16 protein-coding genes are annotated in these 16,787 nt (G+C 51.4%); 8 read left to right on the top strand and 8 right to left on the bottom strand.

Going from position 1 to position 16,787, the window contains the following annotated elements:
- Position 1 precedes the first annotated feature (1 nt).
- From H5T67_10730 to H5T67_10715, 4 genes are read left to right on the top strand one after another with little or no spacing between them, the layout of a single operon-like run.
- Entirely contained in the window at positions 2–1,672 is a 1,671-nt protein-coding gene (locus tag H5T67_10730) for a VWA domain-containing protein (GenBank protein ID MBC7245787.1), read from the top strand.
- A gap of 47 nt (positions 1,673–1,719) precedes the next feature.
- A complete protein-coding gene (locus H5T67_10725) occupies positions 1,720–2,535 on the top strand; it encodes a hypothetical protein (protein ID MBC7245786.1) in 816 nt (271 codons plus the stop codon).
- Positions 2,536–2,579: 44 nt separating this feature from the next.
- A complete protein-coding gene (locus H5T67_10720; GenBank protein ID MBC7245785.1) occupies positions 2,580–3,740 on the top strand; it encodes a branched-chain amino acid ABC transporter substrate-binding protein in 1,161 nt (386 codons plus the stop codon).
- Between the two features lie 57 nt (positions 3,741–3,797).
- On the top strand, positions 3,798–4,634 hold the full coding sequence (locus H5T67_10715; protein MBC7245784.1) for a prolipoprotein diacylglyceryl transferase: 837 nt from the start codon (positions 3,798–3,800) through the stop codon (positions 4,632–4,634).
- On the opposite strand, the gene H5T67_10710 is transcribed toward H5T67_10715, so the two are convergent.
- Positions 4,631–5,281: a hypothetical protein gene (locus H5T67_10710; protein MBC7245783.1), complete on the bottom strand. Its 651-nt coding sequence runs from the start codon at positions 5,279–5,281 to the stop codon at positions 4,631–4,633. The genes H5T67_10715 and H5T67_10710 overlap by 4 nt on opposite strands.
- Before the next feature lie 4 nt (positions 5,282–5,285).
- Entirely contained in the window at positions 5,286–5,636 is a 351-nt protein-coding gene (locus H5T67_10705; GenBank protein ID MBC7245782.1) for a hypothetical protein, read from the bottom strand.
- 284 nt (positions 5,637–5,920) lie between these two features.
- Here H5T67_10705 and H5T67_10700 point away from each other — a divergent pair, with 284 nt between their 5' ends.
- Genes H5T67_10700 through H5T67_10685 form a run of 4 tightly spaced genes read left to right on the top strand, consistent with a single transcriptional unit; the run spans position 5,921 to position 9,341 of the window.
- Complete coding sequence (locus tag H5T67_10700) at positions 5,921–6,844, top strand: N(4)-(beta-N-acetylglucosaminyl)-L-asparaginase (GenBank protein ID MBC7245781.1); 924 nt, start codon at positions 5,921–5,923, stop codon at positions 6,842–6,844.
- A gap of 14 nt (positions 6,845–6,858) precedes the next feature.
- Positions 6,859–7,389, top strand: coding sequence for an O-acetyl-ADP-ribose deacetylase (locus H5T67_10695; protein ID MBC7245780.1), 531 nt, complete (start codon positions 6,859–6,861; stop codon positions 7,387–7,389).
- Positions 7,390–7,445: 56 nt separating this feature from the next.
- Complete coding sequence (locus H5T67_10690; protein ID MBC7245779.1) at positions 7,446–8,579, top strand: C39 family peptidase; 1,134 nt, start codon at positions 7,446–7,448, stop codon at positions 8,577–8,579.
- 6 nt (positions 8,580–8,585) lie between these two features.
- Complete coding sequence (locus tag H5T67_10685; protein MBC7245778.1) at positions 8,586–9,341, top strand: hypothetical protein; 756 nt, start codon at positions 8,586–8,588, stop codon at positions 9,339–9,341.
- A 26-nt stretch (positions 9,342–9,367) separates the two neighbouring features.
- Here H5T67_10685 and H5T67_10680 read toward each other — a convergent pair whose 3' ends face one another.
- The 6 genes from H5T67_10680 to H5T67_10655 all read right to left on the bottom strand — a co-directional run.
- Entirely contained in the window at positions 9,368–9,964 is a 597-nt protein-coding gene (locus H5T67_10680; GenBank protein MBC7245777.1) for an FHA domain-containing protein, read from the bottom strand.
- A gap of 384 nt (positions 9,965–10,348) precedes the next feature.
- A complete protein-coding gene (locus H5T67_10675) occupies positions 10,349–11,185 on the bottom strand; it encodes a hypothetical protein (protein ID MBC7245776.1) in 837 nt (278 codons plus the stop codon).
- Positions 11,186–11,195: 10 nt separating this feature from the next.
- Positions 11,196–12,122: a hypothetical protein gene (locus H5T67_10670; protein MBC7245775.1), complete on the bottom strand. Its 927-nt coding sequence runs from the start codon at positions 12,120–12,122 to the stop codon at positions 11,196–11,198.
- A 25-nt stretch (positions 12,123–12,147) separates the two neighbouring features.
- Positions 12,148–16,107 carry a hypothetical protein gene (locus H5T67_10665; protein ID MBC7245774.1) on the bottom strand — a complete coding sequence of 1,320 codons (3,960 nt, stop codon included), beginning with the start codon at positions 16,105–16,107 and terminating at the stop codon, positions 12,148–12,150.
- Between the two features lie 85 nt (positions 16,108–16,192).
- Positions 16,193–16,468, bottom strand: coding sequence for a WXG100 family type VII secretion target (locus H5T67_10660; GenBank protein ID MBC7245773.1), 276 nt, complete (start codon positions 16,466–16,468; stop codon positions 16,193–16,195).
- A gap of 127 nt (positions 16,469–16,595) precedes the next feature.
- A partial coding sequence (locus H5T67_10655; protein ID MBC7245772.1) for a transposase occupies positions 16,596–16,787 on the bottom strand: 192 nt, incomplete at its 5' end.

The following is a 16,787-nucleotide window of genomic DNA, read 5'->3' as shown; positions in this document are numbered from 1 at the left end:
GATGAGTCGGCGCGTCCGAAACAAGAGAGCTCGCGTCTGGATGCTCCCTGCTCTCGTTAGCACCATACTCGTTCTAGTGGGTTGTATCACGTGCTGGGCAGTGTACCAGGCTGCGCAACGGGATATCCGTGGCGAGAATACCGTTTTGTTGGAAATCGCCTACTCGCCTGAAAAACAGGATCTGTTTGAGGAGCTCGTCAAGCGTTTCAACGCACGTAGCTCACGAACTCCTTCTGGCAAACGGATCACGATCGTCGCTAACGCTATGGAACCGGAAGCCATGATCAGCGCGGCCCTAGCGGGGCGTTTCCAGGCCTTGTGCCCGGATTCATCCATCTGGCTGACGCAGTTGGATCTAGAGTGGCAGGCACAGCAAGGGGCAGCGGTCTCCATTATCGGAGAGATGACTCGCTTTGCAGTCAGCCCAGTGGTCATTGCACTGTGGGCAGATACCGCGCACTCGCTAGGCTATCCCGACAAGGCTATTGGTTGGTCGGACCTGCTCGATGCTGCTCGTACCAACCCAAACTTCAAGTGGAGCCATCCCTCGACCTCGTCAGCAAGCGGGCTATTGGCCACACTGGCCACATTCTATGCCGGCGCGAACAAGACCCGTGGGCTGACGATAGAGGATGTTACCGCTGAGAGCACTCTAGCCTATGTAACTGCGCTGGAGAAAACCGTGCGCTACTACGGTGAAGGGGAACAAGCAGTCATCCAGCAGGTGTTAGAAAGGGGCCGATCTTATCTAGATGCCTTTATTGTCCAAGAGCAACTACTAATCCAATTCAACCAAAAGAGCAAAGAAAAGTTGGTGGCCATCTACCCTGTAGAAGGCACCATGTGGGCGGATCATCCGCTGGTCTTTCTGGAACGCCCAGAAGCGACCACGGAACAACGGCTGGCCTATCGCAGTTTCAGGGACTTTCTATTATCATCAGATGCACAGAATCTGGTTCTGGCGCATGGTTACCGGCCCACAGATTTAAGCATTGCGCTTGATTCCCCCACTTCACCCATTAAGGCCGAGAATGGCGTGGATCATGCCCAGCCGAAAACTACGCTGCAGATTCCTGGTACATCGGTAATCGAGGTCGTGCGGAATGTCTGGCAATATACCAAGCGCAAAACAAACGTCTACTTGGTGGCCGATGTCTCTGGCAGCATGCAGGGCGAAAAGTTGGAGCAAGCTAGGGAGGCATTTTTGACCTTTCTCAGCCTCATTAAGGGGGATCAAGAACGCGTTGGGTTGATTGTGTTTTCTTCAGAGGTGTCGGAAGTGGTACTGCTGGCCGAGTTGGCCACCAACCGTCAGGTGCTGTATTCCACGATCGCTGCTCTGAGCGCCGGGGGAGATACAGCGCTCCTAGATGCAATCAACCTAGCCTATGACAAACTGCAGCAAAGACAAGACAGCGAACGAATCAATGCCATTGTTGTCATGACTGATGGCAAGGAGAATAATTCGCAAATTTCCTTGCGCGATCTCACCGCAAAACTGCGCCAGGGCAACGAGACTGGCCTACCTATCGTGGTCTTTTGCGTTGCTTATGGCAACGATGCAGATATGAACACACTGGAAAAGATCTCCGCGACCACTGGAGGGCAGACGCGCCGTGGTACCCCAGAGACCATTCGTGAATTATACAAGTTGCTCTCAACTTATTTTTAAGGGGAAGAGATTAACGAAGTTTCGCTTTTGATGAGGAGGAGCCTGGCATGGCCAAAGGAAACGAATTAAAACAGCGCGCAACCAGGGCGATCATCGCTCATGCTTTCTTTCGCCTGGAGAGCGCCTTGACCATTGCGTTGACCATTATCCTAGTTGCTCTCTTTCCCAAGCCTTTTCCCTGGTGGCAGTGGTGGTATTGGTTGATTCTGGGACTGGTTGGCGAAGGTCTGGTCATCTATACCAGCATTACGGATGAGATGACTACACGTAAAGTTATAGCCGATATGCTACGTCAGGAGTTCAATCCTGCGGAAATCCGCTCGAAGGATTACCGCCAACGGGTCGAAAAGGCTCTCGAATACCGCCAACGAATCGAGGAGCATGTACGCAATGCGACAGCGGGCGTCTTGCGCGATCACTTGCTGGATACAACCACAGGGATCGCAGACTGGGTAGCCAACGTCTTTGGCCTGGCGAAACGCCTAGACCGTTACAGCAATGATGAGATGTTGCTTCAGGACCGCCGCAACCTACCGCGTGAAATAGCAGAGCTACAAGCCCGACTGCAGCGCGAGGATGACGAAGCTGTCCGTCAGGAATTACAGCAGGCGATTGCTGGCAAGCAAGAGCAGCTCATGAATCTGGAGAAACTACAGAACATGATGGAGAAAGCGCAGTACCAACTCGAGACCACTTTAACTGCTTTGGGTACGGTTTATTCACAATTATTGCTCATCGGATCCAAAGATATCGATTCCGGACGCGCACAAAGGCTGCGGGAGAGCATTGCGGATCAGATTGCTGCGTTGCAAGCGTTGCAGGAAACGCTGGATGAGGTCTACGGCTCCTCTTCTCCGAAATAACATAATATACATCTAACGCAATTGGCGCAGGAGGTCTGTGATACGTGAAAGTGAGCATGTTCGCACGTATAAAGACAAAACAAGACATAATAATATTGCTATTGCTTGGCTTGTTCGGCCTTGTTAGCTGCGCGACACCGCCCCAGCCGAAAGGGGAGGTCATTGTCTACGTCGCTGCGCCACTCTCTGGATGGCAGGCCGATGGCGGCCAGACCGTTGTGGGTGGCGTGCGCCTGATGGCAGAACAGATCAATTCCTCTGGAGGACTGCTCGGCCACAAGGTTAAGGTGGTGGCCATAGATGATGAAGCAGATTCAGAGGTAGCGGTGCAAGTAGCTGAGCAAATCCGAGCCGCTGTGCAGCGGGGCGAAAAAGTCATTGGCATCGTAGGCCATTACAACAGTGGACAAACCTTAGCGGCAATGGAAATCTACAAGGATTTGCCGCTGGTCGTGGTTACTCCCACGGCCAGTGACGTCAGCATCACCCGGCGTGGCTATACGAATTTCTTTCGCGTGAATGCCACCGATGCAGCACAAGGGCCTGCTGATGCCCGATTCCTAGTTGAAAAACTGGGGGCAAAGCGCATCGCCGTGGTGCACGCCAACAACGAATACGGACGTGGATTGCGTGATGAGTTTACCACTGCATTGAGAGGATTGGGTGTGGAACCCGCTGCAGTCATCGAAATTCCAGAAGCTGCTCCAACCCAGATGAAGGCCGTGGAACAAATCAAAGCGCTGCAACCAGATGCCATTTTCCTCGCTGGCTACGAGACAGAAGGCTATGTACTTCTGCCCGAACTACGCGAAGCGGGCGTGAACGCGCCCTTCATGGCCAGTGATGGCTGCTTCCTTTACGAATTCATTGACGGCGCTGGACTCGCTGCTGAGGGTGCGTATGTAAGTGGCATCACCCCTGACCCCAAACTGGTTGCCGACAAGAAGTGGTGGACTGACTACCAAAAACTGGAAGCACGAAACCCGGGCACCTACAGCATCGCCGGTTACAGCGCGCTGGACGTCATCAGTGCGGGGGTCAAGAAAGCAGGCACATTCGAAGCGCGTAAAGTAGCGGAGGCCATCCGCAACCTGGATTTCCAGAGCCTGGTTGGTCACATCCGCTACGATGCGGCAGGAGACCTGACAGAGCAACGCATCTACATTTTCCAAGTGAAAAACGGGGACTTTGTCCAGATCCAATAACCAATGGCTAAACAACTAATGACTAAATGACTAATGACTAAATGACCAACAGGAGGAATGAAATTGGGTGAAACAGGAGGTCCAAGAATTGCTTTTCGTATAGGCCCTATTGCCATTGCTTGGTACGGCATCTTGATCGTGGTCAGTGCTATGGCAGCGGCACTCCTGGCGGAGCGCGAAGCCAAACGCCGCGGAGAGAATCCAGAGCACGTCTGGAACGCGCTCCTACTGTGCCTGATCCTGGGCATGATCGGGGCTCGCTTGTACCACGTCATCTCCAGTTTGGATTATTACCGCCAATATCCCGTGGAGATCTTTAATACACGCCATGGCGGGTTAGCCATCTATGGGGCGGTGGCTGGTGGCGCCCTGGCTGTTTGGATCTATACCCGCCGCTACCACCTCAACTTTGGCCGCTGGGCGGATATTGCAACGCCTGGCTTGTTCCTCGCCCAAGCCATTGCTCGTTGGGGCAACTATCTCAACCAGGAACTGTATGGCTATCCAACTACATTGCCATGGGGTATTACCATTGATGCGGCACACCGTATACCGCCATTCACTGATCTCACGAAATACCCCTTATCTACGCGTTTTCATCCCACTTTTCTCTACGAGTCGCTGGGCAATCTAGTGAACTTTGCCATCGTTATGTACATCTCGCGGCGCTTTGACGAACGATTGCAGGATGGCGATTTGATCCTTTTGTACGGGATCTTGTACCCGCTCTTGAGGTTCTTCATCGAATTCCAACGCCCCGATGCTTGGAAGATCGCCGGTGTGGCCACCGCACAGTGGATTGCGATCGCATCGATCATCTTGTGTAGCGGCCTGCTGATTTGCCGTCACCGTTCTCGACGCACTGGAACAGACAAAGCAGGTGAAAATTCTTAAAGGTTACGAGAATTCCCGTACTTTTCCTGTAACCGAGCCGAAGAGAGCCAGACTTCCCAGCGTTCCATCTTCAGCAGTTCCTTGTAGATAAGGCTGGCTGGATTAAACGCCCAAGCGAGCATCCACCAGTAAAAGTTTTCCCAGAAATCCACGAACTTGCGTAGAAGGTTCGATTGGCTTTCTGACCGCACCACATCAAACCCCAGTCTGCGGAAAAGGTTCGGTAAGCCCATGCCTTTAGGCAGGAAGGAAGATTCACCACGCCAGGCACGAATGCGGCTTAGTTCCGGATGCATGGCTGTATACTGGGCCAACGCTCGGAAAGAACGCACCAAGAGGGAATAAGCCCGCACGCCCCAGGCAAAGTCAGGACCACTCCTAGGCATACTTGGGATGTGTTCGTTCCATAGATGTAGTTCACCAATGATCTCGCCTTTGGTCACTCTCGTACCATCGGAAAGGACGATATCTTGATTGCTCTTGGTCAAGGCAATGCGTATCAGGCACCACCTATCATCGGTAAACTCTTGCACATGGTTCACACGCCGGAGCACCGCGTCAATGCCTTGGATGAAGGCTCGCGGTAGCGCGGTGAGGAGGCGCTCCCATAAGGAAAACTGGTTTTCCTCCCTCTTTGAGGCAGGCATGGTATCATTGCCCAAGAGACACGAGCACAATGCCTGTCGCGATCAGACCCGCCCCGCTCCAGCTTGTCCTGCTGATTGATTCATGGAAAATCAGCCGTGCCCCAATAACCTGCACCAGGACAAAGCCCAAGCCCATGCTGATGGCAGTGGCATGATGCAAGGGGATGAACTTGAGCAGCGCAGTAAGGCTGAGCACGCTGACAAATCCGAGCACATTGCCGATGATTTGCCAGCGCAGGAAGCCTTTCCAATCAGAACTGTTGGAGGATATCGCGGACCATTTGAAGCTGACCTGGCTGAAGAGGATGCACAAAAGATTGAGCACAATAAGTGCGACAATCAAGACCGTTTTCATACGATTCTCCTTATGATGGCAAATGACACTGTCTGATGCGGATGAAGTATAAGTCCGAATTTGCGCCAGGTCAATTAGTTCGTAGCAAACAGGACTTACCACGTATCCAATCGCCAACAAGGAATGAGCCACGAGTGAGCTGCGCCGTGTATTCGTTTATCGGCGCGAACGCTGCGCGTCCGCGTTAACTGAACAGTTATGGGAATGCTCCCATTTGCCCTTCTGCACTTCTGCATCTAAAATAAATGCGTTCCTCATCAACACAAACAAGGAGAACAACAATGATGTTGGTCGTTACATCGCACAATGGCCAGCCGGGTATCGAGAAGGCAATGCAAGTGCTACGCGAAGGAGGCACAGCGCTCGATGCTGTTGAAGCAGGCATCCGGCTGGTGGAACTCAATGAGCAGGATGAAGGAGTTGGTGTGGGTGGTCTGCCCAACGTACTGGGACAAGTAGAACTGGATGCCAGCATCATGGACGGGCGCACACTGGCAGCAGGTGCTGTGGGGGCCATGCAAGGGTATGCTCATCCTATCTCCATTGCCCGCCGTGTCATGGAACTGACGCCACATGTCATCCTGGTGGGGGAAGGCGCAAACCGCTTTGCCGCTGAGCTGGGCTTTTCTCGTTGCAATCTGCCCATAGAGCGAGCGCGGAACAAGTGGCAGGAGCGCTTGCGTGAACTGATTCCCGATACTGAGATCGATGCCCTGCCAGACCGGAAGGAACTGCTTCCCTTGGTCAAGGATCTCATCAACAGCCGGCTCCGCCAAGGTACGGTCAATTTCATCGCCCGCGACCAGCAGGGGAACATCGCTTGCGGCGTTAGCACCAGTGGCTGGCCCTGGAAATACCCAGGCCGTTTGGGCGATTCGCCGATCATCGGAGCGGGCAACTACGCCGACAACCGCTACGGGGCAGCAGCATGCACCCACCACGGAGAGTCCGCTATTCGCGCTGGCACAGCCCGCAGCATCGTATTGTACATGAAGATAGGCATGAGCGTTGAGGAAGCCTGTCATGAGGCAATGCGTGACTTGCAGCCCATCCTGGCATCCAGTGGCGGCACCATGAGCATCGTCGCCATGGATCGCAATAGCCACCCCTTTGGCATTACGACCAAGTCCGCCGGGGAGCACTACCTGGTCATGTGGGAGGATTCCCGCGCGCCGGAAGTGCGAGAAGCGGTTGTTTATCGCGGCTAATGGAGGTTTGAAAGATGGAGGTAACGGTTGGAAAATCCAAACTGGAGTTGGTGCAGGGCGACATTACGCAGCAGGATACCGAAGCAATTGTCAATGCGGCAAACCCAAGCCTTTTAGGCGGGGGCGGCGTGGATGGAGCCATACACCGTGCTGGGGGACCACAGATCCTCGAAGAATGCCGCGAAATCGGCGGTTGCCCGCCTGGTGAAGCGCGCATCACCAGCGGAGGCAAACTGAAGGCCAAGTACGTCATCCATGCCGTGGGCCCCATCTACCGCGGTGGAACGCAAGGGGAGGCAGAGACCCTGGCTAGTGCTTACCGTTACAGCCTGGAACTGGCTTCCAAGCACGGCATCAAGAGCGTGGCATTCCCATCCATCAGCACCGGCGCCTATGGCTACCCCATCGAACTGGCGGCACCAATTGCGCTGCGGACGGTGATGGAATACCTGCAGTCCCATCCTGAAATCGAGTTAGTACGCTTCGTCCTGTTCGGTAGCTCGGCTTATGAGGCGTACGCGCGAGCACTGAAGGAATTGGTTTAGAAACGAACTGTACAGGCTGTATACTGGTGTGACTTTAACACGGAGGAGAAAAGACCATGGCTATCCTTCACATGCAAACAGAGGAAATCCGCAACCTTGCTGCCAAAATGCGCCACACAGCTAAAATGGCTGAAGGAGAGTTGTTCTCCTTGCACCGTGCTCTGGATGCATTGTCATGTGCTTGGCAAGGCGGAGGACACGCCAAATTCCAGGCAGAAGCTGAACACCTGGCAACCAAGTTGAGTGAGCAAATCACCACCTTATTTGAACTGTCCATCCACCTCGAGCACGAAGTCGCCGAGTGGGAAGAGACTGATCAACGTGGCGCACGCTATTGGACAGCAAGCAGAACCGCTATGCCGTTTAAGCAGACACCTCTGATCACTGGTGGAGTAAGCGGGCTATTCCTTTCCACTGCCTTCCTTTCTAGCGGCTTTTCCCCGCCACTTATCTTGGCTGAACTTCCCTGGAGCCGACTTCTCCCTCCATGGCTGCGGACATGGTTGGAGAAGCTTTTTCCATCCCAGGAAATCCACACGCCTATCGCTGAAGAGACTCCTCCAAGCCTTCCTAAGAGTTCATTTCGCGAGCTCATCACAGAAAAACCTGACCAACCCACAAGCAACGAGCCCTCGGCCTCTGTTTCAGCACAACCTGCATCATCTACATCCAAATACGAAATCTATCACGAGGTTCCTGTCCACTCACAAGGTAGCCTCTACGGTAATGCTGCCTGTGCGCCTGCTTCGGTTAGTATGGTGCTAGATTATTTCCATGCTATAGATCCCTCTCATAAGACTGTTTCACCGGACGAACTTATTAAGATGCTCGATCCTGGTGATGGAATACCTGGCAAAGGAATTTCCCTTTCTAAAGTGACCGATGAGCTGCAACAGCTAGGCTACCAAATCCCTATTAGCAAGGTAAATGCCTCACTGAAGGAATTGAGAACAGCGCTCCAAGATGGTCCAGTTATCATTGCAGCTGGCGTCAATCTAGTGGGGGGAAAAGAACGAGCTCTTAAAGGGGCAGGAAATACTATGCATTCTATGGTTGTTAAGGGTATGGCCCAGGAAGGACAACTAGTGGTAAATGACCCCTGGAGTGGCAAGGAGGTACAGATAGATCCAGATACCTTTGAGGAGATGTGGGAAAAAGGGATGAACTCTATGTATGTTATTCGGCCATAAGGGGGCATGATGGAGAAAACTGAAGAGTTCAGTTTGGAAATAAGCAAGGGTGCATTGTTTTGGTTAATGCAAGCTCTGGGCAAAGTGGACGTAGTTTTGCCTGGAAATCCCTTTTGTTCCCTTACACCCGCTGAGCTGAATGTGTGCCTGGATCAGGGCAGAATGGAACTGATACAGCACGGCCTAATTCGTCCAACAGCGAGCATTGGCGTGGAGATAGATCGTTTTATCGCATCGCTTGTGGAATGGCTAAGCGCTCCGGAAAGGCTTGTCTTAATTCAAGTCCTACGTTCTCAGGCTGAGGCACGCACAGCCGGGCTGTATTCTCGCGCTGAGAAAAGCCTTTTGCTCGAATTCGTGAATGATTGCTATCACCTGCTCCTATTTCAAGAAGATGAAAGTCTGTGGACGCATTGTCGGAATCTTTTCGGGGTTCCTATCACCATCGAACCAAACCCTGGGCCAACTCTGCGCCTACCGGAGCCAATTCCTATTCTAAGCTTGTTCTGGCGTGATTCCCAGGCAGCTCATCGTGCTTTGCAAGTTTGCGGACTGCCTCCCAGCGAGATCTCAGTTGCACTGGATTGCCTACGAGATTGGAAAAGCTTGACTCAACTGACCTTTTTTAGGGCCCAAAAGGGAGAGCTTCGCTTAGTTGGTATGCGTTTCTTGGCCTCTAATGGTGCCCATTTATGGAGCACTACATTAGGAAAGACAGGGACAAAGGAATTTCTCTTTGCTCCAGTTGTGCACTGGCAGTAACTGGATTTTGTCGAAGAAAGGCGCTATTAACGACAGAGAAATTTCAACCGCACCCCGCTGCGACCAAGGGCAATCTCATCCCCATCTTTCAAAAGATACGGCTGGTTGGGTATCAGGTATTCCTCGTTCAGCCATGTACCGTTCGTGCTCCCTAAATCGGTCAGAAGACAGATTTCCCCTTTACAGGTGATGGAAGCGTGACGGCGCGAGATTATTGGCGGCCTTTTATCCAATAGGCTGAGATCTATATCTACCTCAATACCGCGCTTGGGATCACGGCGACCAATGATAGTAGTAATCTTTCTGAGTGAGTATGTCTGGCCACTCTTAACAACTAGCAGCGTTTTAGGTGAAGGACCCGGTATAGGACGTATTTCCGAGCCTCGTACCAGGGATAAGACAGCCCCATGAAAAACGGCAATTTCACCCAATGCCAGGTTTTCCGGTAAGCGTTGTGGGCCCTTTTTACCTTGTATGCTAAGCACATAATGCTCGTGAGGTGGAGCCAGATGTAAGGCCTCGGCAAGTGCATTGGCTAGCAAACCAACTGGTACCTCCAATGGTAAAGCAAGGTCCTTGCGCCCATCTGGCGCATAAGTAACGGTAACTTTCACATAAGCCATACTTGTCGCACTCGATGATTCTTCTCGTATCCCTCTCAATACATAAAAGGTTCATAAGAATTGAAAGCGCTAGCATAAATGCCATAATGTTTGCAAGATTATTCCAGCATTGATCGCGCTCTTCCCAGCGATCAGCTTGTCACAAAAGAGTCAAGGCTAGAGCATCTAATTCTTCGATCCTAGCGCCTAATCGCCATAAAAGCGCTTGCATTCCCATGAGAAATAGCTCTGCCGTTCTTCCCTGCCAGGCCATCTCTAAATAAGCTCAGGCAATACGCGAACTCTCCACTTGTAGTCTATCTGCAGAGCCTTGTGCTCCACAGCCTGAGCAGTCAGGCGCAGCTCATGTGGTTCAACATGAATGGAAAGCACCAACAGACGCCGTTATTGTGCATCGTGCCTCTGGAGAAAATCCTGGAATACTTTTCGAAAAGCATCCAAGCTCCCGATCGCAATTTGCCCTATGGCCGCATCATTAACCTCTTCAAAGGCAAAAATCCAAGTCGTCTTTTCACCAGTTATGAATAGAATACCAGGACCGGCCTGGGCAGGATCGAGATTCGCTATGTTTTCTGGAGAAGCATCAACAAAAACAATGCTGCCCCTTTTCAGAGAACGTGTACCATCCATGGCCAGCTCAGAAGCAATAAGGGCGCTGATGCCATCGGAGACAAGTGCTCGCTGGGCTTCTTTCATTGAAAAGCTTTGCAATTCCGCTAACCGAGCGAGAGTAATCCTTTGTTCTTTGTTTTGAATCTCCTGAACCAGGGACACTGGCATTTCTTTCCATGGCAATAGCCATTCCTCGATCAGAGGGCAAAGCGATCCTTCATCGTCATGCCAAAGAAGATGGACTACGCCTTGCTCTACTCGATGAGCTGTGAATTTGTGGTTGGTTCCTAGATGGATATTCGTGATAGTCGGCAGCCCTTCGCTATCCATAATCATTACTTGAATTACGCGATAGTAACGAAGCAAAGGATAGAGAAGCCATTCAATCTCTGGGCTCAGCTTAACGGTCGCCTCAGGGGTAATCGTTACCATTTTGCGCGCTAGCAAAGAATGACTGGCTGAAGTCAACCGCTCCTGGATTTCGGATTCCGTTAGTTGACCATATGTTTCAGACAGGATCGCTCTGCCCTGGGCTGGGCTGTTAACCAGCGAGAAACACAAAGCAAGCTCATCAACAGATAACGATAAGTGAATGCATTGTTGTGTCATCTCAACCCTCTCAGATAGTAGATGGAGCTAACGCGCGGATGTAGCCGCTGAAAACCTGATCCGCTTTCTGACGCGCAGATTGGACCACATACTGACCAAAATTCAGGGTTTTGTCAATCGCGCGCACCCCTTGTTCAATCAATGCTTCCCTCGTTGTAACATGTGATTCAAACCACCGCGATAAACCGGGTTCGATATAATCCCACAATACCGGACCAGCTACCCACGTTAGAAGGATAAGACCGCCAGTGACTGGATTCGAAAATGACGCTGCCATTATCAATTTACTAGCTCCGAAAAGCAATAAACTACTTGCACTTTTCAGTACAGCATCAACCAAAGCAGCAGAGACAAATCGTTTAGATAGCCCATACTCTCTAAAATCGCTAATGAGTTGGGGGGTGACCTCAACGGCCAGATTCATTAGGAACATTTTCTTGGCCAGTGTAGAGGGCTTAATGATATTCAGTGTTTCTTCCAAACCAATAAATGCTCGCAATTTTCTTCCCCCAAAGATCTCTCTAAGTAGTGGGGGAGCACTGATTATAATGCTGTTTGGTCGCAGGACCGATGTTCTCATCATAGCCGCAAACGAAGCAGCCACGCCGATTTTGGTAGCATCTTTCAGGATGTGAAGCCAATTATCTTCCCAATAGGTTTTGAATGAATTGTCACGGTCCACCTGCTCCCATTCGTTTACCTCTCTGATGACGCGCAATCCCAACTGATCCAGTTCTTGAATGTGCGCATTCATCTGGCGGATCAACCCATTAAATTGTGCCACAAAGTTCTCCGACCTGCCACCTTGCCAAGCGCCTCTTAGAATCCTGCCGTGGTAACTAAGCCTGTCCACAATGGCCGAAAGATCCGTGGCAAAATGCAACAGACACTCCGCCCCCTCTTTGACGATCTCGGTCTCCATGTGAATTACGCCCATATCTGCCTCCTTGAGTCACCAATAACTATTTCGGGCACTCCCCTGTTAACGGTGTTTGCACCAATTGCGCCTTACCCTTGCTCACAAAAAAACCTCGCCCGCACGGTAAATCCATCTTGCGATATTCCCACGAAACCTGCGCGCCAAGCCAATCCAAATCATTGCTGTCTTTCGAGAACACTACTCCGGTGCGGCTCTGGCGTAAAAGGCGGATTAACGCATTGCCCATTTGCAACCGAAGTTCTTCTACCAAACCTGCTGCAACGAGGTAAACTTCATTGGTTTTTTCAATAGCCGTGGTTAGGGTATTGAGTGCAGCGGCAGCTCTTTCACGACCTGACTGGAAGAAAGATCCCAGATCATCCAGCAATAATAGCAAACGCTTTCCGCTTGCTGCAGGCTGGCCTTGATTCAGACGTCCATTTAATTCTTCCAGCGCTTTGACGCTTTCTTCGATAGTGCTAAAAAGCTTGGCTTGATTTATGTTTACTAAGTTGGCCAGACTGCGGCGCGGCGAAAAAATCCATACCTCCCATCCATTGGCATCAGCATGGAGTACGCTCCGTGCCATACAGGCCAGAAAGTTGCTCTTGCCACTTTCCCGCGGCCCAAGAATCAGCCATTGAGGAATTTCCTCCAGCAAGTTTGGTGTAATTAGTCGCAAGTCTTCGTAGGCTAGTCCGACAGCAATGGGAATCACGTTCCCAGGGATGGGTTTCACTGCATCAAGAAGCGAGGCCAGAGAAATGCAGGAAGGCAATGCTCTTATCTCGTGAGGGAGAGCACCGCGCCAGGTCTTACGCATAAGCTGCACGAGGTTCTTCATATCACACGGCGGCTGCGCTACCTGGCATTCCCTCACTCCGCGATCTATCCAGTAACCTCGTCCCTGAACAGGTTTAGGCAGAGGTGTCAATGGCTGATTAACTACATCCAGGTACTCATTACGGCTTGTCAGTTGCAATACCAAGCGGCGAGCAATGTTGCCTGAGATGGAACGGCTTAGCTCCGTACCACGATTGCTGGTGATGATGACATGGATTCCGACTGCTTTACCGCTGCGCACGTAACTGGCCACCTGTTCTGCCTCATCCGGATAGTTCGCCCGTAATTCAGCAAAGTCATTGACCACCAAGAAAATACTGGGGAAAGCTCCGTCAACCTTTTGTCCTCCTAAATGGATTCGACGTTGTTCCATCTCCTTATCCAGATAGGCGAGCAAACGTTGCAAGCGCTCTTTCTCCTCCAGACGAAGTACTGCGCCAGTGTGTGGCAGATCTACTAAAGAGAGCAATGTACCAGCCCCGTATTCAAGGATGTAAAATTGTACTTCTTCAGGGGTATGTGTATATGCCAATGACAACAGCAAGGTAATCAGGCTCATTGCCTTGCCGCTGCCGGGGCTACCTACGATCCAGAGATGCCCATCCTGCTCTTCAAAATTTACCATCAGAATTTCCTGGCGGGATTCATCGAGCAAATCCACATATCCTAGCGGAACGAGCAATTTACTGGATATTTGTGAGTCACCCTGCCATCTGCCATCTTCGAAGCGCAAGGGCAAAGAAGAATCCTCCAGCATTTCCTCAAAGCGGATGTGTTCTTCCAAGGGTGGTAGGTAAATTCGTCGCGCCGGCACCAATCCCAGGTCTTGCTCAGCCTGCTTCATCCAATCAATCAAGGTTTCCAGCTCGGACTTGCGCGCAGAGGTCTGTTCACTGCGGTCTTCTTGTGGAATATTGGTGCTATACTTGTACAACGTTTTCCAAGAGCCATCTGCCTCAATGGTGTAGATTGTAAAAGATCCAACGCCATCCGCGTCAGGGGAGAGAGTCGCTTCATCCGAACGTGCTCCTTGGAACTCGTAGACTTCCTCTTTAACCCGTACATAACCGCGTCCTGGGCGAGTACTGGGTGAACGCAGCCTGTCCACAATGCGCATCTCGTCACGCTCGGCCACCGGCAAGACAATGCGCCAGCCAATGTTAGAGAGCAAAGTGTCTACGGCATGAGTCACTCTTTGATTGGCTAAAATGAGATAGACTCCCAATGCTCGACCTTGTTGAGCCAATGACTGCAACACTCTTTGCAAATCGGGTAAGAGTTCAATGCCTTTGGCAAACTCGTCCAATACCAACAGGAGATGTGGTAGAGGATCTCCCGGAAAACGTTTATTGTAATCCCAAATATCTGAAATGCGTATCCCAGTGCACTTGCCCGCTTCGTCAAAGGCCTGTTTACGTCGCCGAATTTCGCTATCGACTGCGATCAGAGCCCGGGTCGCTAGCTCAGGGGTAAGATCTGTTACCAAGCCAACGACGTGAGGCAATTTCTCCAGTTTACTCAATTCCGAGGCGCCTGCTTTAAAATCCATCAGCATAAAGTTCAGCCAGCGCGGCGAATAACGATAGGCTGCTGACAGAATCAGTGTTTGCAAGAAAACACTTTTGCCGCTGCCCGTAGTGCCAATCAACACCGAATGGAATGCTTGATAACCGCCCAGCCCCTCTGGACGTAGATCAATAATCATTGGCTCCAGTCCCTCATGCCCGACACGCACGCCCACTGGCAACTGAAGCATGTCCGCTGGCGAAAGCTCTGCCATCCAATTTTGCTTCAATGCTTCTAGTGAAAACGTTCCCAAGACTTGCGAGATGCGAATGCTATCCGGCAGGGTGCATACACTTTGTCCAGTGCTCACCTTTAGTGGCGCCAAGCTACGGGCGATACATTCACAATCCTCGAGCGAAGCGGTCTCGTACATCCCTTCACATGTTGTAAGACTTTCTTTGTCCGCTCGAGATGAAAGGTAGTGGAAATTGTGCTCTCTCAGGACGTCTAGCCGAGCGCGGCACTCACGTGGCCAACCTTGCCCGCCGATAAAAAGCAGGTAAATCCCTGCTTCTTTTCCTCGCGCGGCCAAGTTCGCAATATCCGGATGTTGGCGAATGCGCCCTGAATCGTCTAACAGCACTATGATCGCTGCCGGCTGCCTCTCTTCTTTCATTACATTAGACGTGGTATCTGTAGTTGGAAAACGGGTACGATATTGCTCCCTCAACCATTCTAGGCAAGCTTGAGCTTGGTCCATAGTGAAGGCCAGGCGGCAAACGCCTTCTTCGGCATGAATCGCGCTGGTGTGTGGCGCCCACTTGAGCCATTCCCATCGTTCTCTTCCCTCAGGTAAATCAGTCATAACGACCAACTGTACATCTTCTGGTGAGTGGTGCACTAGCACATCCAGTACAAGGCGGCGCGCCACACCATAAACCGCTGAGGAAGGTTTCCCAGCTATTGCCAGGCTGCCTACCTGCTGCAGAGGCAATAGAACAGGCAAATGGGGCAACTTTTGATAAGATCGAGAAAGCTCCCATGCAAGTGATGTCAAAGGATTATTTGAGTCAGCCGTACGCGGTGGTGAAACACTGAAAGATGGTTTGCTGTCGCCGGTGCCTATGCGCAGGGCAAGAAAATCCTCGTCATCAGCACGCCGCCACCATAAATGCTTATTGCGATCGAGAACAATGGATACCATCTTGGAAACAGTGGGGTACTCTTTTTCCAGTTGCGCACGCTGGTTTTCAGCCAAAGAGTCCAGATGACGGCGCATCTTCGCTAGCTTTTTGCGGTAGGACGCTTCATATTCTGCCCATGCACGCCGGTAGGTTCGTTTTTGTACTGCGTAACTCAATATATTCGCAAGGGGAAACGCCATGCTCATGATGAGCATAGGGCCCATCATGGTCCAATTATTGGAGAGCAACGAAATCACTGCGGTTCCAATCACGAGCATAATCGGGGGCAGAATAGTAGTAAATGGGTTCGAGAGAGAAGGTGGGGAAGGAGGGATCTCCGGTGCGGGTAGTTCGACATTATCTAACGGCAAACATAGTGGTTCCCGCATGGCAGGCATAAAAAACCAATGCCCGCCTTGCCCATATTGGACCACCTCTTGAGGTTGGGCGGGGGCTTGGCCTCCAACCATATGCGAAATATACTCTCCTTTCTCAGCGCTATGTTGTGCTACCGCTGAGGAGAACTAGGCTGCTTTTCTATAGCAAGCAAGTGGGTTATACCAGTTTGCTGGCCACGGTCTCCCACTCGGTAATTTCACCTTGCAACCGAGTGGAAAGCTGTTGCAGTTGATCCAACAAGTTGGTCATACTGCCCCGCCATTGGTCGTACAAGCCGAAGAATTCAGTAGCAGAGTTGCCCAACCAAGCTGGTTGCAGCCCATTGACTGTGCTGGTCATGCTTTGCACCATGCTAGAGAGTTGCTGATAAGTATTGGCCATAGTGTTCTGTGTGCTACGGGCAACCTCTACTTCCATATGAAGCGTAGCCATCTTGCGCCTCCTATAAAATGGGATTTTTAAAACCTCGTATGAAATTATACTAACCTATTTCCAAATTGTCAAATTTTCGTAACTGTGTAACTGTTCAGATTTGAGGTAAGAAATTTCAGTTTCGAGGTTAAGGGCCTTGAGCAAGCATACTGAAGCACTGCGTAAGGGGATTGAGCCCACGTGCTTTCCACGTCTCAAAGAGACTGGCCAGGGCCAACGTGATCCTGCTACCGCGGCTACTCCGCGTACCCCCGCTGATCTTGCGCGCTACCACCAGCGGACGAAGGCTCCGTTCGGCCAGATTGTTGTCCGCACTCAG

It is taken from the genome of Chloroflexota bacterium (assembly GCA_014360905.1).
In the GTDB taxonomy this organism is placed as follows: Bacteria; Chloroflexota; Anaerolineae; order UBA2200; family UBA2200; genus JACIWX01.
The sequence above is the reverse complement of the archived record's forward strand: the minus strand, read 5'-3'. Positions and strand labels throughout refer to the sequence as shown.